Origin of the sequence: Streptomyces sp. R21, from assembly GCF_041051975.1 — a bacterium.
GTDB lineage: Bacteria > Actinomycetota > Actinomycetes > Streptomycetales > Streptomycetaceae > Streptomyces.
The window spans coordinates 860892-886875 of the sequence record NZ_CP163435.1; the positions used below are offsets into that span (position 1 = coordinate 860892).

Here is a 25984-nt window from a genome sequence, read left to right on the forward strand (position 1 = left end):
CATGCGCGGGACGGTGTACCGCGACCCCGACGGCAACGAGATCGGGTACAGAAGGGGCCACGCCCTAGCGCAGGCCCGTCCGGTACGCGCCAGGCGGCGCCCCATACCGTTCGCGGAAGGCCCGGTTGAAGTGGAACGGGCTGGTGAAGCCGGAGGCCGCGGCCACCCGCTCGACCGGTAGCTCGGTGGCCTCCAGGAGGCGGGCGGCGTGCAGCAGCCGGGCCTCGCGCAGGGCGCGCATCGGGGAGTGGCCGAGCTGCTCGGTGTAGAGGTGGGCGAAGCGGGACGGGGAGAGGGACACGGCACCGGCCAGGGAACGCACGGTGTGCGGGGCGCTGGGGTCGGCGCTGATGAGGGCCTCCGCCCGGCGGATGCGCGCGTCGATGTCGGGGCGCGGCCGCTCCGCCTGGGCGGTGGCCAGCAGGACGATCTCCTCCAGGGAACAGAGCGCCAGTTCGCGGGCGGCGGTGCCGTGCGCGACTGCGATCTCGCCGTCGGAGGGCTCCGCCGCGGTGGGTGGTGGGCCCTCCCCGGTCCAGCGGGCGTCCGCGAGCATCCGGCGGAACGCCGCCTCGACGCGTCCCGGGCCCGGGACGGGGCCGACGGCGTAGAGCCGGTCCTCCAGGGCGTACGGCCGCAGCCAGCCGGACCAGGACACCCTGGCCTGGCAGTGCACCCACCAGAACGCCCAGTGCCCGGCGCCCGGTTCGACGGCGTAGCGATGCGGTGCTCCGGGGCCGAGGACCACCAGGTCGCCGGGTCCGGCCGTGGTCCGGGCCGCGCCCTGTTCGAGCCGGCCGCGTCCGTCGGTGGTCCAGGTGAACAGCCAACTGTCGGCGCCGGAGGGCCGGTTGATGCTGTAGCCGGGCTCCTGGTCGAAGCGCCCGATCGTCACCAGGCCCGGTGGCGGGGACGGGTCAGCAGTCTCGGGCAATTCGTCAGCACGCACAGGCATCCTCCCGATCAGCGGATCGGCCTAGCGTGAGGCACCTGAGCCACTGATGGGAAGGGTCGGTCGTATGACAGGCACGGACAGGAACACGGACGGGCTGCGGGAGTTCGAGGAGAAGGGCTTCGCCGTGGTGCGGGGGCTGTTCACTCCCGCCGAAATCGACGAGCTGTGCACGGAGTTCACCGCGCTGCGCGCCGCCGGGCCGGTACCGGGGCACTTCGAACCCCGTACGCCGCGGGACGGCGCTCCCGTCGATCCGCTGCACGCCTACCCCCGGGTCATGCACCCGCACCGCATCAGCGCGCGCTCCCGACACCTCCTTCTCGAACCCCGGCTGCGGGACGTCCTGGAGGTCCTGCTGGGCGAGGAAGTGCTGGCCGCGCAGAGCATGTTCTACTTCAAGCCGCCGGGCGCCCGCGGGCAGGCGCTGCACCAGGACAACTTCTATCTGCGGGTCGAGCCGGGCACGTGCGTGGCCGCCTGGATCGCCTGCGATGTGATCGACCGGGACAACGGCGGGCTGGAGGTCGTGCCGGGCACCCACCGCATGGACCTGTTCTGCCCGGAGGAGGCGGACGCGGACGTGTCGTTCGCGCGGGAGTACGTTCCGCCGCCGCCCGGCCTGGCGACGGTGCCCGTCGACATGGCGCCGGGCGACGTGCTGTTCTTCAACGGCAGCCTGGTGCACGGCTCCGGCCCCAACCGCACCGCCGACCGCTTCCGTCGCTCCTTCATCGGCCACTACGTCGGCCGCTCCACACAGCGCATCGGCGGCTACTACCGCACGCTGACCATGACGGGCGCCCCCGTCTCCCTGGCCGAGAGCGAGGGCGCGGGCCCGTGCGGCACGGAGTTCGAGCCCGCCGCCCCGCACTAGGTCCTACGGCGACGAGTCGGGCAGTGCGTCCCGGAGCTGGGCCCGGGACGTGATGCCGAGCTTGGGGAAGATCCGGTAGAGGTGGAAGCCGACCGTGCGGGGTGAGAGGAAGATACGTTCGCCGATCTCTCGGTTGGTCAGGCCCGCGCCCGCGAGACGGGCGATCTGGAGCTGCTGCGGGGTGAGTTCGGCCAGCGCCTGGGCGGACGCGGACGGCGGGGCGCCGGGGGTGACGCCCGCGGCCCGCAGTTCCGCACGGGCGCGTTCGGTCCACGGTCCGGCGCCGAGCTGCTCGAAGCAGTCGAGCGCCGCGGTGAGCAGCGGGCGCGCCTCGACCGCGCGGCGCCTGCGGCGCAGCCATTCCGCGTAGTCGAGGCGGACCTGCGCGCGCTCGAACGGCCACTGGTCGCCCTCCGGGTCGGCCAGTGCCGCCGTGAAGTGCCGTTCGGCGTCGTCCGGTTCGGCGAGCAGGGCGCGGGCCCGGTGCACCAGGGCGTCGAGGCGCGCCGACAGCTCTCCCTGCGCGAGCCGGCGGCAGGCCGCGTCGAGCACCTGGCGCGCGTCGTCGGCACGTCCGGTGCGTACGGCGGCCGCGGCCAGGTCGGCCAGGTAGTAGTCGGAGGCGTGGTAGTGCAGGGGCGCGGGTTCCGGGTCCTGGGTGTAGACGGCTCGGAAGCGGTCGTAGGCCGCGGCGTGGTCGCCCTCCGCCAGTGCGGCGGCGCCCAGCGCGTAGTGCGTGCGCACCTGGAGACTGCGGCAGCCCGAGAGGTCCAGACCGTGGACGGCGCGCTGGACGGCGGCGCGTGCGGCCTCCGTCTCGCCGCGCAGGGCGAGCAGGGTGGCGCCGAGCACCGGGGATCCGGCCGCCACGTTCTCCAGTCCCGCTTCGGCGGCGGTGCGGTACGCCTCGTCGAGGGCGGCGCGGCAGGCCGTCCAGGCCCCGCTCTCGTACAGGGCCAGGGCGAGCGCCTGCGCCACGGTGGCGTTGGCCCCGGCTGTCGGGGAGCGGCGCAGGTGATCCAGCGCCCCCTCCAGCAGCCGTACCGCCTCGGCCGTCTCGTCCAGCACCCAGGCGGCCGCGCCCCCGACGACCAGACGGGACAGGACGCGGTCGCTTCCGGGGGCCGAGTCGGGCCCGGACCGCGGCTCGATCCAGACGGTGCCGCGGAGCATCTCCAGGGCCCTGGCCCGGTGCCGTAGGGGATCGCAGCCCGCCAGGATCCACAGCCGGGCCGCCTCGTCCTCCTGCGGCGGCACGCGTTCGGCGGTCCGCAGGATCCGTTCGCGGTGCTCGGGCGCTCCCGAGTTGTACGCGGGCGTGGTGGCCGTCGAGAGGGCGTCGAGGGCGAGGACGGGGTCGGCCTCCACCACCGACTCGGCGACGGGCAGCAGGAACCCGAGCGAGCCCGCGAACTGGGTGGTCACGGCGAGCGCCCAGCCCGCCCGGAGCGAGGCCACCGCGAGCACGGCGGGGTCGTCGGTGAGCGTGGCGACCTCGGTGGCGATCTCGCCGACCCAGCGCGGATGCCCGGCGTACATGGCCATGGTCGCCGCCCGCACCAGGCGCTGCGCGCGCGTTTCGGGTTCGGGGGTGAGCCGGGCGGCGCGCTGGAGGGCGGTGGCGGCGGCCGCGTACCCGCCGCGGCGCTGGGCGCGTTCGGCGCTGTGCTCCAGCTCCTGGGCGGCGTCCTCGTCGACACCCGACACGGCGGCCGCGTGGTGCCAGGCGCGGCGGTCGGGGTCGCCGACCAGGACGTCGGCGAGGGCCCGGTGGGCCGCGTGGCGTTCGGCGTAGGTCGCGGCCTGGTAGACGGCGGAGCGGATCAGCGGGTGGCGGAAGCGGATCTGCTCGTCGCCGATGCGCACGAGTCCGGCGCGCTCGGCGGGCAGCCAGTCGTCGGGGCTCGTGGTGCCGCCCGCGGCGGAGAGGATGACGGGCAGTTCGGCGCTCTCCGCGGCGGCCGCGAGCAGCAGCAACTTGCGGGTGGCGGCAGGAAGTTCGGGCAGGTCTGCGGCGAAGATGGCCTCCAGCCGGTCGGTCAGGGGCAGCGCCCCGCCCTGGGCGGCCGCGGGGTCGCGCCCGACAGCCCGGGCGAGTTCGACCAGGGCCAGCGGCACGCCCGCCGCCTCTTCGAGGACCCGGGAACGCGCCCGTCCGACCGGCGGTTCGGGCTGCCGGTCGAGAAGCTGCCCGGCCGCCGCAGGTTCGAGCGGCTCGATCGTCAACTGTCCCATTTCGCGGCCGAATTGCGCGGGTACGGCGGTGTCGCGCGCCGCGAGCAGCAGGGCGACGGGCTCGCCTTCGAGCCTGCGCGCCACGAAGGCCAGGACGTCGAGTGTGCCCAGGTCCAGCCAGTGCGCGTCGTCGACCACCAGGAGCAGCGGGCCGCGCCCGGCGGCGTCGGAGAGCAGGGTGAGGGCGCCGAGCGAGGTAAGCAGCGGGTCGGGGGCCGGCTCGGCGCCGTCATCGAGCCCGAACACGGCCAGCAGGGCGGCCCGTTGACGCGGGGGCAGCCCGTCGGCGAGGTCGAGAACAGGCCGCAGCAACTGGTGCAGTCCCGCGAAGGGGAGGCCCGACTCACCCTCGCTCCCCCGGCAGCGCAGCACGCGGGTCCCGGCCCGCCGGGCGATACGGGCGGCGGCGTCCAGCAACACACTCTTGCCCGCGCCGGGCCCGCCCGACAGCACGAGGGTCCCGGGCTCGCCCGCGGTCAATCCCTCCACCAGCCGCGTCAGCAGGGCCAGTTCATGGTCCCGGCCGATGATCCAGTCGTCCCCGCCCGGCGTCATGAGCAGAACCCGAGGATCGTGTCGGCGACCTGGCCGGGGTTCTCCAGCAGCATGGCGTGAGTGCCGTCGATCTCGGCGACCGTCACCCCGGGGCGCTCTTCGGCCAGTTCGGCCAGGTCGCGTGCGAGGCCCTTCGCGTACGCGGCCATCAGCTCGTCGAACCATTCCATGCCCGGCGTCGACGGCACCGGGCGCAGCGCGCGTCCGAGCAGCAGCGGGCGGGTCATCCGGCGGAAGAGGGCGAAGAGATCGAGCAGGTCGACCGCGTCCAGCATCTCCCGGGCGTGCACGCCCGACGGCCGCGACCCCAGTCGCCCGTCCGGGCCCTCGTGGAGGGAGCGCAGCAGGGCCGCCTCCAACAGCTCGTAGGGGATGCCCAGTTGCCGGGACATCGCGCGCTCGTGGGCGAGCAGTCCCTTCAGCCCGTCCGCCGGAATCGGCCGGCCCGCTATCGTCGCCGCCAACTCACGCACCCGGCCGAGCCGTTCCTCGACGTCCACCGGGTCCAGTCCCGGGTACTGGTCAGGGCGGCCCCACCCGAAACCGTCCAGATTGACCGCTCCCGGTGTGCTGTCCGGGTGCTCCAGGGCGTACCGCACGGCGATCATGCCGCCGAGCGAGTGCCCGACGGGCAGCGCGCCGGGGATGCCGTACTCCTCCAACACCGCCTCGATGTCCGCGAGGACGCCGGGGAAACTCCAGGTCCCGGACGGCGAGAGCCCGTGGCCGCGCAGGTCCACGGCGAGCACCCGGTGGCGCGGGACGAGGAGCGGGGCGACGGCCGCCCAGTCGGCAAGGGTGCGTCCCGCGCCGTGCAGCAGGAGCAGAGGCGGGCCGTCGCCGCCATGATCGTGTACGGCCAGGGGAAGGAACTCTCCGGTCATGTCCAGACAATAAGCCCTCGGTCAGGGTTCCATGAGGAGCGGGAGCATCGGCAGGCAGCCGCCCGGAAGCTGCTGGAGACGCCCGCCGCCCGCCAGCGATCCGAGGTCGATCGGCGCCCAGCCCACGCGCGCGGCGAGCCGGGCGACGCGTTCGTTGGCGCTCGCGTGGTTCCCGGACAGGAAGATCACCCGGCGTCCGGCGGGAGTGCGGGGATCGGCCCCGAGCACGGCCGGGGTCAGCGTGTTGAAGGCCTTCACGAGGCGGGCGCCGGGCACGAGGTCGGAGACGACTTCGCTGGAGGTACGGCCGCCGAGGTCGGCCACCTCCGTGTCGGGCGACCCGAGCGGGTTGGTGGTGTCGATGACGATCCGCTCCTGCCAGTCCGGTGCGCCCGCCGCGCTCACCGCCTCGTGCAACCGCCGCCAGGGCACGGCGAGAACGACGACCTCCTCGCTCGCCGCCTCGCCGACCGTGCCTGGTTTCAGCCCGGTCCCCAGCGAGGAGGCAAGGCCCCACAGCGACCGGGGGCCACGGCTGTTGCTGATCACGACCTCCTCCCCGGCCGCGACGAACCGCCCGGCGAGGGCCTGCCCGATGGCTCCGGACCCGATGATTCCGATGGGCATGCGCGCTGCCTTCCCTCTCAAGCGCCGTACGGCCATGGTCAGCTTCGGCCCGGGGCGCTGACCGGCTCTTCTGTCAGGTGACTGGCCTTCGCGCACGGGGTTCCAGCACGGGGTTCCATTTGACGCGAGACGGCGGCGGACGATTTGATCCTGGCCTGTCGGGCCGCGCGCTCGACGCCCAGAGGTGCGCCCAGCCGGTAGCGGACGAGAGTCCAAGTCCGGACCGAGTCGCCAGGACGACAGGAGCGTCCGAGGCGGGGTCGTACTCGCCATTGATGGAGCGGACTTGTCCGTCAAGCGTGTTGCCCGTGTCGGAGGATTCAAGACGGCCGCCTTGCTGGTCGCCCTGATGACGGTCGCGGGCTGCGGTTCCGGGGGCGACGGCACCACCGCCTCGAAGGCGAAGCCGACGCCGACCGCCGTGCGTCTGCCACCGCTGCACGCCGGCTTCGACTACCAGATCGGCGGCGCCTATCCCCCGCCGTCCGGCGTCCGCGTCGTCAGCCGCGACCGTGCCTCCTCCCCCGCGCCGGGCCTCTACAACATCTGCTACGTCAACGCCTTCCAGGTCCAGCCGGACGAACGCGGCAAGTGGCCCGCCGACCTGCTGCTGCGGGACACGCGGGGCAAGCTGGTCGTCGACCGCGACTGGGACGAGGTGCTGCTCGACATCGGCACGCCGGCCAAACGGGAGCGCGTCGCCGCCCGGATCAACGAGTGGATCGACGGGTGCGCCGCCAAGGGCTACGACGCGATCGAGCCGGACAACTACGACAGCTACACCCGCTCCCGGCACCGGCTCACCGCGGACGACGCCACGGCGTTCATCACGCTGCTCTCGGCCCACGCGCACTCACGCCATCTGGCCATCGCGCAGAAGAACACCCTGGAGCTGGCCGGGCAGAGGTCCAGAACCGGGCTCGACTTCGCGGTGGCCGAGGAGTGCGCCGAGTGGGACGAGTGCGGGGAGTACGCGAAGGCCTTCCACGACCGGGTGCTCGTCATCGAGTACACCGACAGCGGTCTGCGCAAGGCCCGTTCGGGCTTCGGCGACCGGCTGAGCATCGTGCGCCGGGATGTCGATGTGTCGACGCCGGGCAGCAAGGACTACGTCCGCAAGACGCGCTGACGCTGGGGCCCGCCACGACACGGCTCCCCCCTCCACCGCGACCGCCCGGGCAGAGGCACAGGTCGGTGCATACTCATATCCGCCCGCCGCCGGTTGAGCGGGCGCGTACGAAGCGGACGTAACAAGGGACATGCCGACATTCATGGCCGACGGGCGCGAGGACAGCGTGCCGGTGACCGCCGTTGCGGAGCCGCCGCGCCGAGGGGCCCTCCTGCTGCGCCACCGGCGGTGGCTGTTCGCCCTCGCCGTGGTCGCGCTGCTGGCCCAGATGGCCGTGGCGATGGTCACGACGGCCGTGGAACAGACACCGACCATCGACGAACCCGTGTACGCGGGCACCGCGGTGGTCTACGCGCAGCAGCACAATCTGCACTTCAACCCGGAGCATCCGCCGCTGGGCAAGCTGATCATCGCGAGCGGGCTGGTTCTCGCCCACCCGCACCTCGACGCCGGGCTCAGCGGCGATCAGGGGGAGCTCGGGCGACGTCTGCTGTACGAGTCGGGCAACGATCCCTGGCGACTGATGCTGTGGGCGCGCCTGCCGGTGATCGTGCTGACGCTGCTGTTCGGGTTGGTCGTCCTCGCCTTCGCCCGTGATCTCGTGGGCCCTGCGGGCGGGTTGGCGGCGCTCGCCCTCTACACGTTCTCCCCGGACGTCATCGCGCACGGTTCGCTGGCGACGCTCGATGTTCCGGCGGCCGGTTTCGTGCTGACGTCGGCCTGGCTGCTGTGGCGTGCCCGCCGACGGCCGCGCCTGTACCTCCCGCTGGCCGGGGTGGCGCTGGGCGCGGCCCTGGCCACGAAGATGAGCACCCTGACGGCGGTCCCGGTCCTGCTGCTCCTGGTCGTCGTGTCCGTCTGGCGGGCCCGCCGCTCCCCCGGCCTCGACGCGCGCGGCAAGGTGCGGCTCGTCGCGGTCGGTCTGGCGGTGGCGGCCGGAGTGGCACTGATCGCCGTGGCCGTGGTGTGGCTGACGTATCTCGCCGTCGACCCGCGGCTGCGCTGGGCCACGCCCGCGGACGTGCCCACCGTGCACGGGCTGCGCGGGCTCGTCATCGACTGGATGCCCTTCCCGCGGCCGTTCCGGGACGGGATGCGCATCCAGTTCGGCTTCGAGTACGCGACCTGGGAGGGCTTTCTCTTCGGCCGGCTCTACCGCGGTTCGCTCTGGTACTACCTGCCGACCGCGCTGCTGGTGAAGACGCCGCTCGGGATGCTCGTCCTCTGGGCGGCAGGTGCCGTCACGCTCCTGGCGATCCGCCGGCTGCGGCCCGCGGCACCGTACCTGCTCCTCCCGCCGGCTGTGCTGCTGGTCGCGGCGATGTCCGGGTCGCGTGACCTCGGCGTGCGGTACGCGATCTTCGTGCCGATGTTCCTGGCGGTCGCGGCGGCCGGTGTGCTCGCGGTGCACCGGCGGTGGACGCGGATGGCAGCGGCGGCGCTGATCCTCTTCGTCGCGGTCAGCTCCCTGCGCACGTTCCCGTACTACCTGCCGTACTCCAACGAGGCGTTCGGCGGTCCCGCGAAGACCCATCTGCGCCTGCACGACTCGAACGTCGACTGGGGCCAGGACCTGGGCCGCCTCGCCGACCGCCTCCGCGAGCGCCACCCGGGCGAGAGGGTCTGGCTCGTCTACAAGGGCAGCGGTGTGCCGTCGTACTACGGCATCGAGGCGTCCGATCCGCGCAAGGCGCCGCCGAGCGAGGTGCACGGGCTGCTCGTCGTCTCGGACTCCGCGGTCGCCAAGGCCAGGGGCCGGCTGGCGGCGCTGATCGCCACCAGCACGCCGATCGACGAGGTCGGGCACTCCATCACGATCTACCGCCGCGGGTGATGCCGTAGGGCCACGGTCGTTCCTGCCCTCAGGTGACCGTCCGGCGTGGGAGCGCCGCGGCGGTACGGCGGGTCCCGCATCCTCGACTCGCGCGGACCGGCACTCGGCCGGTCACGGCCGTCCGAGGAGGAACCGGTGCTGAAACGCCCCCCATCCCGCAGGACGCTGAGGGCTTCGTCCCGTGGCTCGCTCCGGGCCTGTGCCGTGGCGGCGCTGCTGGCCACCGGGCTCGGCATGGCCGCCACCGGCCCGGCCCCGGCGGCAGCCGTACACCGCTCGCCGGCGGCCCTGGCATCCGTTCCGGTTTCCGCTCCCGTCCCCGGCACGCTCTGCGCGCACGCGGGCACGCTGAAGGGCAAGGGCGGGCAGCGGGCCGCCGTCAGCCTGTGCGTGAGCACGGGGAGCCGGGTCATGACGGTGTCCGCGCCCGCCGCGTGCAGGCGGGCCGGGGAGTCCGTCCGGTACGCCTGCCGGACCTCGGGGAGTTGGACCGTGCGGCGTGCGGGCGAGGACGTCGCCTCGGGCCCGCTTCCCGGCGGGACGGAGTACCCGGGCCCGGCGACCTACCGCGTCAGCGGCACCGTCCACGTCCAGTCGTCGTCGGCCGGAGTCGACCTGACCGGGCAGGTCCACGCCTCGCTGACCCTCGTCGAGCCGAAGCAGGTCCCCACGCACCACATCTCGGTCGACCGGAGCGTCGTGCGGGCGAACGCCACGACCACGCTGACGTACACCGTCGCGCGCGACAGCGAACAGGGCGACGGAAGCGCCCGCTTCGGGCTCATCGGCCAGGAGGCGTCCGGCGTGCGGCTGACCACGGCGGACCCGCGCTGCGTCAATCCGCTGACCGGCCGCTATCCGTCCACGAAGCGGAACATGTTCGCGCTCGACTGCACCCCCACCGACCTCCAGCCGGGCCACCCCTCCACGATCGTCGTACGGGTGACCGTCAAGAAGGCGTGCGGCGCGATCGTGTCCAAGCTCGGCTACTGGATGCCCCAGGGGCAGGGCTCGTCCGCCGGGGGCATGATCTCCGGACCCACCGTCACCTGCTCACGGTCAAAGGGTCTCTGACGGATCGGGCCCTGTCACCAACAGGTCCAGCGCCCGCTCCCAGCGGAACTCCCCGCCCTCGCCGCCCTCCGGCTCGTCCCCGGCGTAGGGATCGCCGAAGCGGACGCCCATGCCGCGCAGCCGCTCGACGCTCGCCCGGTATGCCGGGTGGGCGGCGAGCGCCTCGTTCACGCAGGGCAGGACGGCGATGGGCACCCCGAGGCCGTACGCCTCGCACAGGGTCCCGAGCGCGAGCGTGTCGGATATCCCGGCCGCCCACTTGTTGACCGTGTTGAAGGTGGCGGGCGCGACGACGACCGCGTCGGGCGCCGGGAAGGGGCGCGGGTCGCCCGGCGCACGCCAGGCCGAGCGGATGGGGCGCCCGGTCTCGGCCTCGACCTCCGCGGCGTCGAAGAACCCGAGGCCCTGCGGGGTCGCGATGACGCCGACCTCCCAATTCCGTTCCTGGGCCGCGGTGATGAGTCTGCTGACGTCCTGCGCGATGCCCGCAGCGCAGACGACGACGTAGAGGAAGGGTTTTCCGGCGTGTTCGGTCACACGGCGACCCTAGTGAAACCGAGAGAGTGCGGTTCGCGGTCAGCGCACCGGGAAGGACGTCCCGCGTTCGGCCTCGGGGCGCGGGCCGAAGATGCGGCGCTCCTTCTCCTCGATGGGTACGTCGTTGATGCTGGCCTCGCGGCGGGTCATCAGGCCGTGCTCGTCGAACTCCCACAGCTCGTTGCCGTAAGAGCGCCAGCACTGGCCGTCGGCGTCGCGGGACTCGTACTGGAAGCGGACGGCGATGCGGTTGCCGTCGAAGGCCCACAGGTCCTTGCGCAGCGCGTACTCCTGCTCGCGAGCCCACTTCGCCGTCAGGAGCTCGACGATCTCGGCGCGGCCGGTGACGAAGGTGTCGCGGTTGCGCCAGACCGAGTCCTCGGAGTAGGCGAGCGAGACCTTGTGGGGGTCGCGGGTGTTCCAGGCGTCCTCGGCGGCCTGGACCTTCTGGATCGCGGTCTCGCGGGTGAAGGGCGGCAGGGGCGGGCGGTCCGTCATGGCGGCATCCTCGGTGATCGACAAGGGAGAACGATCGTTCTCGGCTGTGGCTGCTACCGTAGAGAACGCGCGTTCTCGCGTCAAGGTCGTCAGAGTCGCCAAGGTCGTCAAGCGCGTTGGGAGAGGCCCTCATGGACAGCGCAGCAGCCCGGGAGCAGGCACTGGATGCCGCGGAGGAGCTGTTCTACGGCCGCGGTATTCAGGCGGTCGGGATGGATGCCGTCCGCGGCGCGTCGGGGGTCTCGCTCAAGCGGCTCTACCAGCTGTTTCCCGCCAAGGACCAGCTGATAGAGGCGTATCTGGAGCGGCGCGATCTTCGCTGGCGGGAGCGGTTGGCCACGCATGTCGAGCGGCACGGGGACCCCGAGGAGCGGATCCTCGCGGTGTTCGACTGGCTGCGACTGTGGTTCGGCGAGCCCGACTTCCGCGGGTGCGCGTGGATCAACGCGTACGGCGAACTGGGCGCCGTATCGCCCCGCGTGGCCGCCCAGGTCCGCGCCCACAAGCGGGCGTTCCAGGGTTACCTGGCCGGGCTGGTGACCGACGCGGGCCTGCCCGCCGTCCTCGCCGGCCAGCTCTTCCTGCTCGCCGAGGGCGCCATGGTCACGGCCGGGATCAACGGGAGCGCCGAGCCCGCCGAGCAGGCCCGGCAGGCCGCCCGACTCCTGGTGCGGGCCTGCCGGTAGCCGACTCGGCGGCGCAACCCGGCTATGACGCCCCGGAGATGGTGATCGCCCGGACCGGGCAGGCCCGGGCCGCCTCGCGGACCATCGGGTCAACGGTGCCGTCGGCGCGCGCCGGGAGCAGTTCGCTGAATCCGTCGTCGTCCTGTGCGAAGACGCCGGGCGCGGTGAGGGCGCACTGACCGGCGCCGATGCACACGTCCTTGGCGATGGTGATGTCGAGGGTCATGGCCGGGCCTCTTACCAGGTCACGGGGAGTTCCAGCATCCCCTGGATCGTGTCTCCCGGTTTGAACGGGATGTCGTCCACCGGTGCGGCGAGCCGCAGGCCGGGCAGCCGGTCGAAGAGTGACAGCAGCGCGATCTCCATCTCGGCGCGGGCGAGGTTCTGCCCGAGACACTGGTGGATGCCGAAGCCGAACGCGACGTGGTGGCCGGGCGGGCGATGCCAGTCGAGGACGTCGGGCTCCGTGAACGCGGCCGTGTCGCGGTTGATGACCGAGGTCGAGAAGACGACGCCCTCGTCGGCCCGGATCACCACCCCGCCCACCTCGATGTCCTCGGTGGCCACGCGCAACAGCCCTTCGGCGATGGAGAGGAAGCGCAGCAGCTCCTCGACGGCGGCGGGCATCAGCGCGGGGTCGGCCCGCAGTTCGGCCAGCCGTTCCGGATGCCTGAGCAGCGTGAACGTACCGAGGGAGATCATGTTCGCGGTCGTCTCATGGCCGGCGACGAGGAGGATCGTGGCGAGCGAGACCAGCTCCGTCCGGTCCACCGCCCCGGCGCGCAGCTGCTCCTGGATGAGGTCGTCGAGGAGCCCGTCGCCGGGGTCCTTCTGCTTGCGGTCGATCAACGAGCCGAGGTACGCGTCGAGTTGGTCGCGCGCCCCCTGGGCGTCGGCCAGGGTGGGACCGCGCAGCAGTTTCCGCGACTGCGCCTCGAAGAAGTCGTGGTCGGCGTAGGGGACGCCGAGCAGGGCGCAGATCACCATCGAGGGCACGGGCAGCGCGAAGGCGCTCACCAGCTCGGCGGGCGGGCCCTGTTCCTCCATGGCGTCCAGGAGCCGGTCGACGGTGTCCTGGATGCGCGGGCGCAGTGCCGAGGTCCGTTTGAGGGTGAAGTTCGGGACCATCATGGTGCGTTGGATGCGGTGCTCGGGGTCGTCGACGCCGAGCAGGGCGAGACGGCGACTGCGGATCGCCTGGAAACGCTCGGTGGGCGCCGGAAACGCCGGGCGGGTGCGGTCGGACGAGAGGCGCGGGTCGGCGAGAAGTTCACGGGCGGCACCGTGCCCGGTCACCACCCAGACGTCACGGCCGTCGTACAGGGTGATCCGCGACAGCGGGCGCTCCTCGCGCAGGCGGTCATAGCCGGCGGGCGGGTGGTAGGGACACGTGCGGTCCTGGGGGAAGGCAACGGGTTCTGTCATGTGATGACCTCGCAAGCGATGTTTCCCTCGTGCCGATCTTCATTAGATGCCCAGGGCATCTAACAGATCCACGCGAAGTTCGGCCACATCCGCCGGATACCTGATCTGGCCGATCTCCGACGTCGGACGGGGGTGCCCCGGGCCGGACACCGCGCACGGGCTGTACGTCTGCCATCCGGGCCGTTGGCGATTGCGTCCGGCCCCTGCCGGATTCCGCCACTTCCCCGCCCCTCCGCACCGCCGGACCCGGCCGGATCCGGAGGTCCGGCACGCGTGCGATATTCGGTTGCGCGGACGGATCGCGGGGCCGCAGGATCTGGCCATGACCACGACCGAAGCCTTCCTGCCGCTGACCCCCGCCACCGCTGCTCCGGTGCGGGTCCAGCAGCAGCCCGGCCGACCGTGGAGGCCTGCGCTTCCCCGGTCATGACCGCCGCGCTCGTCGCGGGGCTGCTCGCGGGCTACGGCATCGCCATGCCCGTCGGAGCGGTGGCGACCTACCTCGTCTCCCTCACCGCTCGTACGACCCTGAGAATCGGCATGTGCGCCGCGCTGGGCGTGGCGACCGCCGACGGTCTGTACGCCCTGGTCGCCACGCTCGGGGGCTCCGCGCTCGCCGTCGCGCTGCAGCCGGTGCTGGTCCCGCTGCGCTGGGCCTCGGCCCTGGTGCTGGCCGCGATGGCGGCCCGGGGTGCGGTGACCGCCGTCCGCCACTATCGCGACCGCCGGCGCGCCGCCCGGTCCGGACGGGACCCGGCACGCCCGGCCCGCGCCTACCTGACGTTGCTGGGCGTCACTCTCCTCAACCCCACCACCGTGATCTACTTCGCAGCGCTGGTCCTCGGCAGCCGTACGACGCAGGCGGTGCACCCGGTGGAACAAGGCGTGTTCGTGCTCGCCGCGTTCGCCGCGTCCGCGAGCTGGCAACTGCTGATCGCCGGGGGCGGGGCGCTGCTCGGCCGGGCGTTGACAGGACACCGGGGGCGGCTGATGACGGCGGTCGCGTCCAGCACCGTGATCATGGTGCTGGCCGTACGGATGCTGGTGTCGCCGCCGTGACCGCGAACCGTCCGCGGCGGCCGGTGCGGCGGTCGCGGATGATTCGCGTCGGTGCCGGTGTTGCACCCTGACAGCAGAAACAACATCAGTACTCGTACGAACGCGACGATGGGACGGAAGTCATGCCTCTTGAGGGCGAGTACGAACCCAGCCCGACGCAGTGGGTGCGCGATCAGGTGGAGCTCTACGAGGGCTCCGGCGGCACCGAGGGCCTGACGCTGGGCAGCTTCTTGCCCGTGCCACCGGCCATCGCGGACCTGCCCGTCATCGTTCTCACCACCCTGGGCGGCCGGAGCGGCAAGATCCGCAAGTCCCCGCTGATGCGCGTGGAGCACGAGGGGCGCTACGCGGCGGTCGCCTCGCAGGGCGGCGCGCCCAAGCACCCGGTCTGGTACCACAACATCGTGGCCAACCCGCAGGTGGAGCTCCAGGACGGGCCCGTGCGCCAGGACTTCACGGCCCGTGAGGCCACCGGAGAGGAGCGGGCCCTGTGGTGGGAGCGCGCGGTCGCGGCCTATCCCCCGTACGCCGACTACCAGAAGAAGACCGACCGGGAGATCCCCGTCTTCGTGCTGGAACCCACCGGCTGATCGGCGCGGTCCGGGCTGACGGGCGGCCGTGCGCAGCGGAATCACGCACTCCCGTTCGATGGTCCGAAATTCGTCGGGGATTGCCATGCATGAACCGGCGCCGACCGGGCATTCGTGCGTCAGGCCCCGCCGCGCTCCCCCGTCGCGGCGGGGCTTTCTTCTGCCTGGTTCCAGCGCGCGGCGGTCCGTGACGCCTTGGCGGCGCGTGCCGCGTCGGCGTCGGTGATGTCGAGGAAGATCTGGTCGGCCTCGGGCACGGCCTCGGCTACGGTGCCCTTGATCCGTACGGCGACGTCCTCGACCTCCTCGCTGTCCAGGCCGGGGACGAGGTCGACGCGCGCGGCGACGAGGGTGGAGTCGAGACCCAGCTGCATCGTGAGCAGCGACTCGACGCTGTCGATCTCGGGCTGCCGCTCCAGCAGGGCACGTATCGTACGGTTCGCCTCCGCGTCGGCGGCCTGCCCGATCAGCTGCTCGCGGGCATCGCGGCCCAGGATGTAGGCGACGTACACGAGCAGCGCTCCGATGGCGAGGGAGGCGGACGCCTCCCACACGACCTGGCCGGTGAGCATGTGGAGTGCCATGCCGGCACCCGCGAGGGTCACACCGAGCACGGCGGTGCCGTCCTCGGCGACGACCGTGCGGAGGGCGGGGTCACGCATCCCTTCGGTGCCGCCCTGTCCGCGCACCTGATGGAGCGCACGGAGCAGGGACGCCCCCTCCGAGAGGAAGGCGACGCCCAGCACCACGAATCCGGCGACATAGCCGCTGAAGGACTCCTCGGCGCCGCCGCGCAGGGCCTCGAAGCCCTGGAAGAAGGAGAAGCAGCCGCCCATCACGAAGATGCCGACGGCCGCGAGCAGCGCCCAGAAGAACCGTTCCTTGCCGTAGCCGAAGGGATGGCGGCGGTCGGCGGGAAGGCGGCTGCGGCGCAGGGCGACGAGGAGGAAGACCTCGTTCAGGCTGTCGGCCACCGAGTGGGCCGCCTCCGAGAGAAGGGCGGGCGAGCCCGCGAACAGGCCGCCCACGGCCTTGGCCAAGGCGATCAGCACGTTGGCGCCGAGTGCCACCAGCACGGTGACACGGGTTCTCCGGTCCGCTGATTTCCTGGTCACTCGGGCCGATTTCCCCGGTTGTCCGGCCCCACACTGTGCCGACGGCGGAAATCGGGGAACGTACTGCAAGGCCGGATCCACTCTCCGGCGACAGGGCGTTCGCCGACGGAGAAGCAGAGGAGACCCCCGGTGCCGAAGAAGCAGAAGAAGCAGAAGAACCAGAAGAAGCTGAAGCTTCCCCTCGCTTACAAGCCCCTTGGCTTCGCACTGAGTTGGGCGAGCGGCGCCCTCGCGACTCGGGCCTTCCAGGCGACATGGAAGGCGCTGCGGCACGAGGAGGACGCGCCGGACGCCCTGGACAAGGACCGTGGCTGGGGCGAGATCCTGCTCGCCGCGGCCGTGCAGGGCGCCCTCTTCGCCGTCGTCCGCAGCGCCGTGGACCGGACGGGAGCGAAGGCCGTCGAGCGTTCGACGGGCATCTGGCCGGTCTCGGACAAGGCGGAAAAGAAGGGCGGCCGGGACTGAGCTGCTGGTGCCTCGGGGGCGCGTCAGCCCATCTTGGGGGCTGTGGAGCGCACGCAGCGCAGGGTGAAGGAGTGTCCGGCCGGATCCGCGTATCCGCGTTCCTCGAACGGGCCGGACGCGTCCTTCGTCTCGAGCGCGCGGCCGCCGAGCGCGATGACCGCGCGTTCGGCCTCGTCGAGGTCCTCCACCAGGAAGTCCAGATGGGCCTGAAGGGAGTTCTCCGGGCGGGGCCAGCTCGGCGGGGTCGCCTTCGCGTCCCGGCGGAACGCCATGCGCAGTCCGTCGGGGCTCCTGATCTCCACCACGTTCGCGGCCGCGTCCGTCTCCTCGGCTTCGAGCAGATCCTTGTAGAAGGCGGCGAGCTTCTCGGGCTCGGAGCAGTCAAGGACCACGACGCCCGTCAGTACCAGTGCCATGCTTCCTCCGCGCGCAGTCACGGGCGCGGGCGGCGACGCCGCCCGCTGCCCTGCGCTTCGGGTACCCCGTCTCACGGGATCAGTCCAGCACGATCCACTCACCGTCCCGCATGAGCTCGCGCCCTTCGAGCTCGTTGGCCTCGCGCCAGGCCTGTACGCGCTGCGGGCTGACGCGGAAGTAGAGGTAGGCGGTGGTGAGTTGGCGCGGATCGAAGCCTGTCTTCTCGGCGAAGGCGTCGCCGACTCCGTCCGGCAGCTCGGCCGGTTCCAGCGTCTTGACGCTGCCTTCGACGAGAACCACGTCACGGGTCGGCCCGATGCCCAGGCGCACCCTGCCGGTCGTGCGCAGGTTCCGGCCGGTGGGGCTGGCGGCCGGGGTGGCGAGGAGCAGGGTCGCGCCGTCCCAGAGGAAGGACAGCGGGACGAGATACGGCACTCCCCCGTCGGCGTCGGCCGTCGACACCCAGGCGTCCTCGTCGTGCTCCAGCCGGGCAAGGGTGTCCTGCTTGCGCTGCTTCGGGGTGCGGGCGCTGGGGGTCATCTGGGGCAGCCTCCTGGTGGATGTCATACGGAATCGGTCATGGGCAGTGGCGCGGGGGCGGGCCCCGGCGGGTCGCGACGGGGCTGCCGGTGCGCCGTGATCTCGGCGAGCCGGGCCGCGGCCGCGGTCAGTTGCATGTCGAGGGCGGTCGGGTAGGCGCTGTGCCGCATGTCCGCGAGCAGATGCCGGGCGGTGGCGGCGATGTGCGGGTGGGTGTCGGCGGGCAGCTGTGCGTAGGTCGTGTGCCACACGCCGGCCTCGGCCTCGCGCGCGGCTCGCGGGAGCGCCTTGCTCGCCGCGTCGAGGGCGGCGAAGGCGAGGGACTGGTCGACGAAGGCGTGGTAGATCCGTACGGCGTCGGGGTCCGGGAAGCCCGCTCCGCGCAGCACGCCGAGGATGGTCTCGACGGCCGCGATCTCGTGGACCCGGCCGGTCACGCGGTAGGCGCTGAGCACCGCGGCCTGGGGGTGCGCGAGGGCGCCGGAGTGCACCCGCAGGCCCAGGTCCCACAGGTCCGCGCGCCAGTCGCCGGTGGGATGCCAGGTGCGCAGCGTACGGCCGATGAGCTCGTCGGCGATGGCGAGCAGCAGGTCGTCGGTGTCGCGGAAGTACCGGTACAGGGCGCTGGGGTCGGCGCCGAGGGCGAGACCGAGGCGGCGGACGGTGAGGGCGTCGGCGCCGTGCTCCTTGAGCAGCCGCAGCGCCGTCTCGACGATCAGCTCCTCGGAGAGCACGACCCCCGTCTTCGTCGGGCGTCGGCGGCGGCGCGCCTCCGGCGGGACCACTCGCTCGTTCATCGGCTTCCTCCTGTCCGACAGGCTCCGTGTCGGCACCTTATGACAACAGCGTTGACCTGTTAAGTACCCGAGCAGTTTCATTTCCGGTCACCGGGCCTGCATCGGGGCCCCGGGTGCGATCGGAGCAGGCCATGACAGAAGAGCCGTACGGTGTGGATCCCCCGTCCCTGCGCAAGTCCCTCGGAGTCGTGGACGGCGTCGCCATCGCCGCCTCCAGCACGGCGGCCACCACCAGCATCGGTATCGGGCTCGGCGTCACCGCCGGAGTGGTGGGGCTGCACCTGCCCGCGATCATGCTGCTGGCCTTCCTGCCGATCCTCGGGATCGCGGGCGCCTACTCCCGGTTGAACCGGGTCGAGCCGAACGCCGGCAACGGCTACGTGTGGGTGGGGCGTTCGCTCACCCCCTGGCTGGGCTTCCTGGTCGGCTGGGTGAACATCGTCGCCACGGTGGCGTTCCTCGCGTACACCACGGCCGTCACCGGATCCGCCGTCCTGCAGCTTGCCGGGGAGGCACACCTGCACCGGGTGGCGGGGCTCGCGCTGGACCCCGGCTCCACCGCCCAGACGACGGCCGTGGGCATGGTGATCCTGGTTGCCGTGACGCTCACCGCGGTCACCGGAGTCAAGACCGCCGCGCGGCTGCAGAGCGGGCTGCTGGTCTTCGAGTACCTCGTCCTGCTGGGCTTCTGCGGCTACGGAATCGTCGCCGGGCCGCACCCCTTCGAGTTGAGCTGGTTCGACCCCTTCGCGATCCCGTCGGCGTCGGCGCTCGCCCAGGGGCTGCTGCTGTCGGTCTTCTGTTACTGGGGCTTCGAGGCGGCGTTCACCGTGAACGAGGAGGTGCGCGACCCGAGGGACGCCTCTCGCGCCGGGATCATCACGCTCGTCACGATGCTCGGCCTGTTCCTGCTCGGCTCGGTCGCCTTCCAACGGGTGCTGTCCGAGGGGGAGTTGGCCGGACACGGCGCTCAGGGTCTGGCGTTCTTCGGCGACCGGCTCGCCTCGCAGCCGCTGGCCGCGCTGCCGCTGGTGGCCCTGATGTTCTCGGCCGTCGCCTCGCTCCAGGCAGGTGTCATCCCCACGGCACGCGGCATGTTCGCGATGAGCCGGGACCGAACGCTCGGGCCCGTGTGGTCCAAGGTCAGCGCCCGGTACGGGACTCCGGCGACCGGGACGTTGCTGATCGGCGCGCTGGCGGCGGCGGTGGCCGCGCTCGCCCTGGTGATCCCCCGGCTCGCCGACATGATCATGGCGACGGTCAACGCGGTCGGGATCGTGGTGGCCCTCTGCTACGCGCTCACCGCGCTCGCGGCGGCCGTGCGCTTCCGGGGGCTGTTGCGCGAGGACTGGCGGCAGGGGGTGCGGGCGGTGGTCCTGCCGACGCTGAGCGCCACGGCTCTGCTCGGACTCGGCGGGTACCTCTGCTGGTCCTTCGCCCGCTCCGCCGACCACCTCGAAGTCAGCGCGGACAACGGCTGGTTCCTGCTGCTCACCCCCGCCGTGATGATCGCCTCCGGCTTCCTGGCCGCCGCGTGGGCCAAGTGGGTACGCAAGTCACCGTACTTCCGCACGGGCCACGGCACGGACGCCGATGCCCCGCAGTTGTTGACCACCGTCAGTTAAGGACACGACACATGCACGCAGACCTCCTCTTCACCGGCGGCCCCGTCCTCACCCCCGAGGGCCCGCGCGCGAGCGCCGTCGCGGTCACCGGCGAACGGATCACCGCCGTCGGAGGCGCCGAGGTCCTGGAGCTCAGGGGGCCGAGGACCGAGGTCGTCGACCTCGCCGGACGGCTCCTGCTGCCCGGGTTCCAGGACGCGCACGTCCATCCGCTCCCGGCGGGGCTCGAACTCACCCAGTGCGACCTGACCGGCACGAAGACCGCCGCGGAGACCCTCGCCGCCGTCCGTGCCTACGCCGACGCCCATCCCGAGCGGGAGTGGATCACCGGTGGCGGCTGGTCCATGGAGGCGTTCGAGGGCGGTACGCCGACCAAGGAGCTGCTGGACGCGGTCGTACCCGACCGGCCGGTGTATCTGCCCAATCGCGACCATCACGGCGCCTGGGTCAACAGCCGGGCCCTCGCGCTCGCCGGCATCACACGCGACACGCCCGACCCGGCCGACGGGCGGATCGACCGGGACGCCTCGGGTGAGCCGAGCGGCTCACTGCAGGAGGGGGCGATGCAGCTCGTGGGCCGGCTCACGCCGCCGGCCACGCCGGCCGACCGGCTTGCGGCCCTGCTGCATGCGCAGAGCCGGCTCCACGCGCTCGGCATCACCGCCTGGCAGGACGCGCTCGTCGGGGACTTTCTCGGCATGGAGGACCCGTCGGGGGCGTATCTGACGGCTGCCCGGGACGGCTCACTCACCGCGCGTGTCGTCGGCGCGCTGTGGTGGGACCGTGAGCGCGGTCCCGAGCAGATCCCCGAGCTGGTGGAGCGGAGGGCCGCGTCGAGCCACGGCCGGTTCCGCGCGGGCAGCGTGAAGCTGATGCTGGACGGGGTGGCCGAGACCGGGACCGCCGCGCTGCTCGACCCCTACCTGGACAGGTGCGGCTGCGCCACCGCCAACCGGGGCACCAGCTTCCTCGACGCCGATCAACTTCCCAAATACGTCACCGAGTTGGACGCTCTTGGCTTCCAGTGCCACTTCCACGCGCTGGGCGACCGTGCCGTACGCGACGCGCTGGACGCGGTCGAGGCCGCGCGGGCCGCGAACGGGCCGAGCGACACGCGGCCCCACCTGGCGCATCTGCAGGTGGTGCACCCCGCGGACGTGCCGCGTTTCGCCCGGCTCGGCGCCACCGCGAACATCCAGCCGCTGTGGGCGGCCCATGAACCGCAGATGGACGAGCTGACCATCCCTTTCCTGGGGCCGGAACGGGCCGCGTGGCAGTACCCGTTCGGTGCGCTGCTGCGCTCCGGTGCCCGGCTCGCGGCAGGCAGCGACTGGCCGGTGAGCAGTCCCGATCCGCTGCAGGGCATCCATGTCGCGGTCAACCGTGTCGCCCCCGACGTCGACGACACGCCGGTGTTCCTGCCCGCCGAACGCATCGGACTGGCCGAGGCGTTGGTCGCGTACACGGCGGGCTCGGCGTATGTGAACCACCTCGACGACACGGGCGAGGTACGGGTCGGCGCGCTGGCCGATCTCGTGGTGCTCGACCGCGATCCGTTCGACGGGGCGGCTGAGGCGATCGGCGACACGCGGGTCGCGCAGACGTATGTGGGGGGCGCGCGAGTATACGCAGCCCAAGAGGCGTAGGCAGTAACGGACATCACGGTGAGGTCACGCGTAGATCATTTACGCTCTGGGAAGCCTCGTAGCGCTTCACGGTTCAATTTTCGGCCGTAGAAGCCGAGTTCGAGTGCACGGGTGGCCATGTCGGCCACCCGTTCGCAGGGCGGGGGGATTCTGTCTCGCCGTCTCCCGGAAGGAAGCGCATGCCTCAGGACGTCACGTTCGACCTCCCCTTCGACATGCCCGTCAGCAGACATCTGGAGCACACCCAGAGTCTCCCTGGCCCTCGCCTGACAGGCCGAGCGCTTCCTGATCAACACAGCTGAGCCGGAGAGCATGAATCCGGCGTGGACGAGGGGCTCGCAGCGCTCGAGAACCGAGCGGGCCCGGGGCGGTTCGTCCTCGAAGGTCAGATAGGCGATCCGCTCCACTTTCTCGGCTTCAAGACGCGACCGGCCAGCAACCACGGCCGATCGCTCCATTGTCATGACCACAGCTTGTTGGGAGACCGGCGTGAAATCTCGAGTCGTAGATGCCGCTTCGAAGGCGTCCGCCGACAGCTTGATCCCGGCGCAGCCAAGCGCCCAGGTCCAGCCCACGGAGGCGGGGAACGCCCTGGCCCGCCTCTTCGTGGAACGCGTTCATGGGAGTACGCAGGAGCACCGAAGGTTCCAGAACGCCGCTCAGCAGCGGCTGAACGCACTCGGATCCCCGCACGCCGGCACCACGCTGCATGTGGAGGGAGCCGTCCATCTGGCGCAGCCCGCGTTCCTCCCGCCCGACGAGGAGGGATACGCCAGGCTGAGGCACCTCGACGCCGGGCTGCGCGTCATCGAAGCAGCCTTCCCCCAGGTCAGCACCGATATCGAGATCTGCCGGCTCACCTGCACGATGCTGGAGGGGGCCTGGCGGAGCCGGGCCCTCGCCCCGCCGCACGAAGAGGAGCGAATAGCCGCCTGCGCCTGCCCGCTGTGCCGTCGTTTGCCCACGCCCCCCGCACGCACGCTGGACGACTACGGCTGGCGACAAAGCGCCGGTCTCCCCCTCACCGTCAAGGCCTGGCCGTACCGCGAGGAACTCGACAGTGTCCTGACCGGTGGGTGGACCTACGCGCGGCAGCTGAACGACCTGGAACAGGACCTTGGCCTCCGGGACTCGTTCGAGGACGACATCCTCCTCTTCCACGAGTACAAACGCGTGATCGACACCATCGACACCGCGCGCCTCACCCAGCTCATCGAAGGCCGTTTGGCCGAGAATTTCAGCACCAACAGCGCCAGGGCCCTGGTCTGCGGGCTTTTCGCAGCCCACAAGCGATCCGTGGACGAATACTGGCTCCAGCAGCACCACTCGGGCAACGTCTCGCTCCCGCAGACCAACCCGCTCAGCCAGAGCACCTACTCGCTCCTGCAGATGCTGGACTGCCTGTTCTGGCACGTCTCACCCGACACCGAACTCTGGCAGGAAGAACACCTCGCCTCCCTGCTGCTGTGCCGCGTCATCGACGACATGACCGACGTACGAGCCGACGCCCTCACCGGCGAGATCAGCAACTTCTGGCTCGCCGACATACCCACCCACACCAAGGCCCTCTACGCTGCCTGCGCCATCGCCAGCGTCAAGTACGGCTGCATGCCCGAGGCGCATCCCCCCATGTGGAACACCTGGCTGATGCCCAGCACCGTCGTCTGGTTGGGGCTGACGGGCCGCCACGCCCTGTGGTTCGACGGCATCACCGAGGGCCTCCCCCCGGCCGAGGACTGCCCGCTGTGCGACCTGCAGCCCAACGCATGCACCGGCATCCTCACCCACGGCACCACCCTCACCTTCGCCCCGCGGCCCACCGCGCCGGCGCTGAGCGCCCGGACCGCCGAGCTGTCCGGGCGCTGCCGAGCCGAACACCCCGAGACGTGGCCCCTCTTCGACGCCGAGCTCCATGCCTTCGAAGCGCTGCACGGTCCCTGGTACGGCAACATCGACAGCGCATGGGAGATCCTGCGCCGCACCTACATCGCCGCCGTGGAGGCATCCAGCGCCGCACCGTCCCCGGAGCGCGCTCGCCATGTCCAACAAGACGCCGGCGCAGTCGGAAGTGAACAGTTCTACACCCTGTACGACCCGCAGACCGGGAGGGAAGACACCGCGCTGCTCGCCTACATGTTCGGCTGCGCCCACCCGCATTTCCTCTGGAACGCCACCGGATACCGTCCCACGGACGTCGAGGGCGACTGGCTCGACGGCTGACGACTCAGTCCTGTTCCAGAAACCCGGTGGATGGTGGTGGGGCCGTCCCCACCACCGACCTCGGACCGGTGCCGCGGCCCATCCAACCGGGGTGGAGCGACGCAACATCCCGCGCACGGCCGGCAGCAGGGGATGCACAGTGGTGACCGTGCACTGCCAGGGAGCGCGCCTGGGAAGCCGTGGGCTCGCTCGATGCGGGCCGGTGAGACGTAGCCGGGATCGACCACGTGCTCGGCAAGGCGGCCTTCACCATCGACTGGGACAACGAGCAGGCGATCTGCCCGCACGGGGCCCCCAGCGGGTCCTGGACCAAGCTGAAGAACAAGGACCACACCTATCTGCAAGCCCGGTTCGCCGAAGCAGGCTGCCGAGCCTGCCCAGACCGCGCCCAGTGCACCGCGTCAGCCAACGGCCCCCGCTCGATCGCCGTGCTGCGCCGAGCGCCGCACGAGATCTAGATGCACAACCGGCGCTGCCAGCGCACCGAGCGCCGGCAGCGCCGCTACGCGATCCGCGCCGGGAGCGAGGCCACCCTCTCGCAGAACGTCCGCACCCACGGCCCGCACTGCTCCCGCTACCGAGGCTCGCGAGAACTCACGTCCAACATGTCCTCACCGCGATGGCCTGCAACGTCACCCGGATCTCCCACTGGACGACCGGCACCACCAGCACTCGCCGCCGCACCACACGCTTTCACGCACTGTGCGCAGCCGCCGCATGCCCCTGAGAGACCCGTCAACATCACCAGCAGAGTGACAGCACTGGCGCTAGAAGCCGGCCCCGGCTCGGGGGCGGACGGTCATCCGCAGGGCGCGCGGCCGTACGGTGAGCCGGGCGACCTGACGGATGACCTGGCCCTCTGCGAGTTCCAGCCGTACCGAACGCAGCGTCGTCGCGAGCGCCACGACCATCTCGGTGAGGGAAAAACGGTCCCCCATGCACTTGTGCTTGCCGTCCCCGAAGGGCACGAACGCGCCCGGCGGAGGCTCCTGAGCGGCGTCGGTCCACCGGTCCGGGTCGAAGGTGAGCGGGTCGGGGAAACGCTCGGGGTCGCGGTGCAGGGCGTGCTGGCAGTAGGCCAGTTCGGTGCCCGCGGGCAGCGTCCACTGGCCGAGCCGGGTCTCCTCGGTGGTGCGGCGGGTGACGAGCCAGCCGGGGTGATGCAGCCGCAGGGTCTCGGTGATCACCCGGTTCAGGTACGGCAGCCGGATCACGTCGTCGAAGGCGACCGGCCGTTCGCCGAGGACCTCGTCCAGCTCGGCCAGGACCTTTGCCTCGATGCCGGGGTTGCGGGCGAGCTCGTACAGGGTCCAGGACAGCAAGGTCGCGGTCGTCTCGGTGCCCGCCACGGCCAGGAGGAAGATCTCGGAGCAGATCTGATCCCCGGTCAGCGGCTCGCCGGTCTCCTCGTCGATGGCGCGCAGCAGCATGGAGAGCATGTCCCCGGTGTCGTGCCCGGAGGCATGCAGTTCGTCGACGGCGGTGTTGATGGTGGCGCGCACCCTGGCCCGGGCGCGGTCGAAGCGGCGGTTGAAGGGCAGCGGCAGGCGCTCGGCCCAGTCGGGCAGCATGATGCGCAGACCGACACCGCTCATCACCACCGACACGTCGCTGCGCAGCTGGCGGAAGACGGCGTCATCGAGGCTGCCGGCGAGCACCGTCTTGGCCAGCATGTCGAGACTGAGGCCGACCATCGCCTCGTGTACGTCGAGGAGCTGCCCGTGCTCCCAGGCGGCGACTGTGGCCGTCGCCTCGGCGCGCATGAGGTCCACGTACCGGCTGATCTCGGTGTGGGCGAACGCGGGTTGAAGCTGGCGGCGTTTGCGTACGTGGTTGCGGCCGGTGGCGGTGACGACGCTGTCGCCCAGCAGCTGGCCCAGCTTGTCGTAGAGCCGGCCCTTGTCGAGGCTGGGTCCCAGGCCCCTGAGCATCTGGTGGATCAGGGCCGGGTCCTGGACCACGATCGTGCGCGTCCCGGGTTGCAGGACGATCTCGACGAGTGGTTCCCGTGTCTCGCGCAGCGAGTCGATGAAGCCGAGGTTGTCGCGCATCTTCAGCGCGTGACCGATGAGCGGAAACGATCCTGCGGCTCGGGGTATGGGGGGAGGCGCAGTGGACGTCACGGGTCATTCCCTTCACGGCAATCATGGACGCCCCTATGACTTCCCTGAACCTTCTCCAGTGCAATCCTGTCATG

Annotated in this window: 26 protein-coding genes; 12 read left to right on the top strand and 14 right to left on the bottom strand. The window is 71.7% G+C overall.

Features of this window, described 5'->3' with window-relative positions; genetic code table 11:
• Positions 1-64: 64 nt before the first annotated feature.
• Positions 65-955 carry a helix-turn-helix domain-containing protein gene (locus AB5J56_RS04065; protein ID WP_369230098.1) on the bottom strand — a complete coding sequence of 297 codons (891 nt, stop codon included), beginning with the start codon at positions 953-955 and terminating at the stop codon, positions 65-67.
• A 64-nt stretch (positions 956-1019) separates the two neighbouring features.
• On the opposite strand from AB5J56_RS04065, the gene AB5J56_RS04070 reads away from it, so the two are divergent.
• Positions 1020-1829, top strand: coding sequence for a phytanoyl-CoA dioxygenase family protein (locus AB5J56_RS04070; RefSeq protein ID WP_369230100.1), 810 nt, complete (start codon positions 1020-1022; stop codon positions 1827-1829).
• A 3-nt stretch (positions 1830-1832) separates the two neighbouring features.
• Here AB5J56_RS04070 and AB5J56_RS04075 read toward each other — a convergent pair whose 3' ends face one another.
• From AB5J56_RS04075 to AB5J56_RS04085, 3 genes are read right to left on the bottom strand one after another with little or no spacing between them, the layout of a single operon-like run.
• The gene (locus AB5J56_RS04075) at positions 1833-4619 is read right to left on the bottom strand and encodes an AAA family ATPase (RefSeq protein WP_369230102.1); all 2787 of its coding nucleotides are present in this window, start codon (positions 4617-4619) and stop codon (positions 1833-1835) included.
• Positions 4616-5503: an alpha/beta fold hydrolase gene (locus AB5J56_RS04080; RefSeq protein WP_369230104.1), complete on the bottom strand. Its 888-nt coding sequence runs from the start codon at positions 5501-5503 to the stop codon at positions 4616-4618. Before AB5J56_RS04080 ends, AB5J56_RS04075 begins: the two co-directional genes overlap by 4 nt.
• Before the next feature lie 21 nt (positions 5504-5524).
• A complete protein-coding gene (locus tag AB5J56_RS04085) occupies positions 5525-6130 on the bottom strand; it encodes an NADPH-dependent F420 reductase (RefSeq protein ID WP_369230106.1) in 606 nt (201 codons plus the stop codon).
• A 286-nt stretch (positions 6131-6416) separates the two neighbouring features.
• On the opposite strand from AB5J56_RS04085, the gene AB5J56_RS04090 reads away from it, so the two are divergent.
• From AB5J56_RS04090 to AB5J56_RS04100, 3 genes are all read left to right on the top strand, one after another.
• Complete coding sequence (locus AB5J56_RS04090) at positions 6417-7259, top strand: endo alpha-1,4 polygalactosaminidase (RefSeq protein WP_369230107.1); 843 nt, start codon at positions 6417-6419, stop codon at positions 7257-7259.
• 268 nt (positions 7260-7527) lie between these two features.
• Complete coding sequence (locus AB5J56_RS04095) at positions 7528-9093, top strand: ArnT family glycosyltransferase (RefSeq protein ID WP_369242347.1); 1566 nt, start codon at positions 7528-7530, stop codon at positions 9091-9093.
• A 135-nt stretch (positions 9094-9228) separates the two neighbouring features.
• Positions 9229-10167, top strand: a complete 939-nt coding sequence (locus AB5J56_RS04100; RefSeq protein WP_369230109.1) for a hypothetical protein — start codon at positions 9229-9231, stop codon at positions 10165-10167.
• Here the strand turns inward: AB5J56_RS04100 and AB5J56_RS04105 are convergent.
• A complete protein-coding gene (locus AB5J56_RS04105; protein WP_369230111.1) occupies positions 10153-10704 on the bottom strand; it encodes a flavoprotein in 552 nt (183 codons plus the stop codon). The two genes, AB5J56_RS04100 and AB5J56_RS04105, sit on opposite strands and share 15 nt — an antisense overlap.
• A 39-nt stretch (positions 10705-10743) precedes the next feature.
• Positions 10744-11202, bottom strand: a complete 459-nt coding sequence (locus AB5J56_RS04110) for a nuclear transport factor 2 family protein (RefSeq protein WP_369230113.1) — start codon at positions 11200-11202, stop codon at positions 10744-10746.
• 131 nt (positions 11203-11333) lie between these two features.
• Here AB5J56_RS04110 and AB5J56_RS04115 point away from each other — a divergent pair, with 131 nt between their 5' ends.
• On the top strand, positions 11334-11888 hold the full coding sequence (locus AB5J56_RS04115) for a TetR/AcrR family transcriptional regulator (RefSeq protein ID WP_369230114.1): 555 nt from the start codon (positions 11334-11336) through the stop codon (positions 11886-11888).
• A gap of 22 nt (positions 11889-11910) precedes the next feature.
• On the opposite strand, the gene AB5J56_RS04120 is transcribed toward AB5J56_RS04115, so the two are convergent.
• Positions 11911-12114 (bottom strand): ferredoxin, encoded by a 204-nt coding sequence (locus AB5J56_RS04120; protein ID WP_369230116.1) that lies wholly within the window; start codon positions 12112-12114, stop codon positions 11911-11913.
• Positions 12115-12125: 11 nt separating this feature from the next.
• Positions 12126-13313 (bottom strand): cytochrome P450, encoded by a 1188-nt coding sequence (locus tag AB5J56_RS04125; protein ID WP_369230118.1) that lies wholly within the window; start codon positions 13311-13313, stop codon positions 12126-12128.
• Positions 13314-13739: 426 nt separating this feature from the next.
• Between AB5J56_RS04125 and AB5J56_RS04130 the strand changes: the two genes are divergently transcribed.
• Both AB5J56_RS04130 and AB5J56_RS04135 read left to right on the top strand, forming a co-directional pair.
• Positions 13740-14372 carry a LysE/ArgO family amino acid transporter gene (locus AB5J56_RS04130; protein ID WP_369230120.1) on the top strand — a complete coding sequence of 211 codons (633 nt, stop codon included), beginning with the start codon at positions 13740-13742 and terminating at the stop codon, positions 14370-14372.
• Positions 14373-14494: 122 nt separating this feature from the next.
• Positions 14495-14962: a nitroreductase family deazaflavin-dependent oxidoreductase gene (locus AB5J56_RS04135; RefSeq protein ID WP_369230122.1), complete on the top strand. Its 468-nt coding sequence runs from the start codon at positions 14495-14497 to the stop codon at positions 14960-14962.
• 119 nt (positions 14963-15081) lie between these two features.
• Here AB5J56_RS04135 and AB5J56_RS04140 read toward each other — a convergent pair whose 3' ends face one another.
• Positions 15082-16077, bottom strand: a complete 996-nt coding sequence (locus AB5J56_RS04140; RefSeq protein WP_369230124.1) for a cation diffusion facilitator family transporter — start codon at positions 16075-16077, stop codon at positions 15082-15084.
• A gap of 129 nt (positions 16078-16206) precedes the next feature.
• Between AB5J56_RS04140 and AB5J56_RS04145 the strand changes: the two genes are divergently transcribed.
• Positions 16207-16542 (top strand): DUF4235 domain-containing protein, encoded by a 336-nt coding sequence (locus AB5J56_RS04145; RefSeq protein ID WP_369230126.1) that lies wholly within the window; start codon positions 16207-16209, stop codon positions 16540-16542.
• Between the two features lie 23 nt (positions 16543-16565).
• Here AB5J56_RS04145 and AB5J56_RS04150 read toward each other — a convergent pair whose 3' ends face one another.
• From AB5J56_RS04150 to AB5J56_RS04160, 3 genes are all read right to left on the bottom strand, one after another.
• On the bottom strand, positions 16566-16958 hold the full coding sequence (locus AB5J56_RS04150; protein ID WP_369230128.1) for a VOC family protein: 393 nt from the start codon (positions 16956-16958) through the stop codon (positions 16566-16568).
• Positions 16959-17037: 79 nt separating this feature from the next.
• Positions 17038-17499 (bottom strand): pyridoxamine 5'-phosphate oxidase family protein, encoded by a 462-nt coding sequence (locus tag AB5J56_RS04155; protein ID WP_369230130.1) that lies wholly within the window; start codon positions 17497-17499, stop codon positions 17038-17040.
• Between the two features lie 23 nt (positions 17500-17522).
• Positions 17523-18296 (bottom strand): TetR/AcrR family transcriptional regulator, encoded by a 774-nt coding sequence (locus AB5J56_RS04160; RefSeq protein ID WP_369230132.1) that lies wholly within the window; start codon positions 18294-18296, stop codon positions 17523-17525.
• 131 nt (positions 18297-18427) lie between these two features.
• Here AB5J56_RS04160 and AB5J56_RS04165 point away from each other — a divergent pair, with 131 nt between their 5' ends.
• Entirely contained in the window at positions 18428-19921 is a 1494-nt protein-coding gene (locus tag AB5J56_RS04165; RefSeq protein ID WP_369230134.1) for an APC family permease, read from the top strand.
• 11 nt (positions 19922-19932) lie between these two features.
• Positions 19933-21567, top strand: a complete 1635-nt coding sequence (locus tag AB5J56_RS04170; protein ID WP_369230136.1) for an amidohydrolase — start codon at positions 19933-19935, stop codon at positions 21565-21567.
• Between the two features lie 35 nt (positions 21568-21602).
• Here AB5J56_RS04170 and AB5J56_RS04175 read toward each other — a convergent pair whose 3' ends face one another.
• On the bottom strand, positions 21603-22031 hold the full coding sequence (locus AB5J56_RS04175) for a hypothetical protein (protein WP_369230138.1): 429 nt from the start codon (positions 22029-22031) through the stop codon (positions 21603-21605).
• A gap of 25 nt (positions 22032-22056) precedes the next feature.
• On the opposite strand from AB5J56_RS04175, the gene AB5J56_RS04180 reads away from it, so the two are divergent.
• On the top strand, positions 22057-23787 hold the full coding sequence (locus tag AB5J56_RS04180; protein ID WP_369230140.1) for a hypothetical protein: 1731 nt from the start codon (positions 22057-22059) through the stop codon (positions 23785-23787).
• 227 nt (positions 23788-24014) lie between these two features.
• Positions 24015-24245: a transposase gene (locus tag AB5J56_RS04185; RefSeq protein ID WP_369230142.1), complete on the top strand. Its 231-nt coding sequence runs from the start codon at positions 24015-24017 to the stop codon at positions 24243-24245.
• A 309-nt stretch (positions 24246-24554) separates the two neighbouring features.
• Here AB5J56_RS04185 and AB5J56_RS04190 read toward each other — a convergent pair whose 3' ends face one another.
• Positions 24555-25910, bottom strand: a complete 1356-nt coding sequence (locus tag AB5J56_RS04190; RefSeq protein ID WP_369230144.1) for a cytochrome P450 — start codon at positions 25908-25910, stop codon at positions 24555-24557.
• Positions 25911-25984: the final 74 nt, after the last annotated feature.

What these genes read in the sequence shown, in the direction of transcription:
- AB5J56_RS04065 (WP_369230098.1), bottom strand. Translation starts at nt 955, where the DNA reads ATGCCTGTGCGTGCTGACGAATTGCCCGAGACTGCTGACCCGTCCCCG.
- AB5J56_RS04070 (WP_369230100.1), top strand. Translation starts at nt 1,020, where the DNA reads ATGACAGGCACGGACAGGAACACGGACGGGCTGCGGGAGTTCGAGGAG.
- AB5J56_RS04075 (WP_369230102.1), bottom strand. Translation starts at nt 4,619, where the DNA reads ATGACGCCGGGCGGGGACGACTGGATCATCGGCCGGGACCATGAACTG.
- AB5J56_RS04080 (WP_369230104.1), bottom strand. Translation starts at nt 5,503, where the DNA reads ATGACCGGAGAGTTCCTTCCCCTGGCCGTACACGATCATGGCGGCGAC.
- AB5J56_RS04085 (WP_369230106.1), bottom strand. Translation starts at nt 6,130, where the DNA reads ATGCCCATCGGAATCATCGGGTCCGGAGCCATCGGGCAGGCCCTCGCC.
- AB5J56_RS04095 (WP_369242347.1), top strand. Translation starts at nt 7,528, where the DNA reads ATGGCCGTGGCGATGGTCACGACGGCCGTGGAACAGACACCGACCATC.
- AB5J56_RS04110 (WP_369230113.1), bottom strand. Translation starts at nt 11,202, where the DNA reads ATGACGGACCGCCCGCCCCTGCCGCCCTTCACCCGCGAGACCGCGATC.
- AB5J56_RS04115 (WP_369230114.1), top strand. Translation starts at nt 11,334, where the DNA reads ATGGACAGCGCAGCAGCCCGGGAGCAGGCACTGGATGCCGCGGAGGAG.
- AB5J56_RS04120 (WP_369230116.1), bottom strand. Translation starts at nt 12,114, where the DNA reads ATGACCCTCGACATCACCATCGCCAAGGACGTGTGCATCGGCGCCGGT.
- AB5J56_RS04125 (WP_369230118.1), bottom strand. Translation starts at nt 13,313, where the DNA reads ATGACAGAACCCGTTGCCTTCCCCCAGGACCGCACGTGTCCCTACCAC.
- AB5J56_RS04130 (WP_369230120.1), top strand. Translation starts at nt 13,740, where the DNA reads ATGACCGCCGCGCTCGTCGCGGGGCTGCTCGCGGGCTACGGCATCGCC.
- AB5J56_RS04135 (WP_369230122.1), top strand. Translation starts at nt 14,495, where the DNA reads ATGCCTCTTGAGGGCGAGTACGAACCCAGCCCGACGCAGTGGGTGCGC.
- AB5J56_RS04150 (WP_369230128.1), bottom strand. Translation starts at nt 16,958, where the DNA reads ATGGCACTGGTACTGACGGGCGTCGTGGTCCTTGACTGCTCCGAGCCC.
- AB5J56_RS04155 (WP_369230130.1), bottom strand. Translation starts at nt 17,499, where the DNA reads ATGACCCCCAGCGCCCGCACCCCGAAGCAGCGCAAGCAGGACACCCTT.
- AB5J56_RS04160 (WP_369230132.1), bottom strand. Translation starts at nt 18,296, where the DNA reads ATGAACGAGCGAGTGGTCCCGCCGGAGGCGCGCCGCCGCCGACGCCCG.
- AB5J56_RS04165 (WP_369230134.1), top strand. Translation starts at nt 18,428, where the DNA reads ATGACAGAAGAGCCGTACGGTGTGGATCCCCCGTCCCTGCGCAAGTCC.
- AB5J56_RS04170 (WP_369230136.1), top strand. Translation starts at nt 19,933, where the DNA reads ATGCACGCAGACCTCCTCTTCACCGGCGGCCCCGTCCTCACCCCCGAG.
- AB5J56_RS04175 (WP_369230138.1), bottom strand. Translation starts at nt 22,031, where the DNA reads ATGACAATGGAGCGATCGGCCGTGGTTGCTGGCCGGTCGCGTCTTGAA.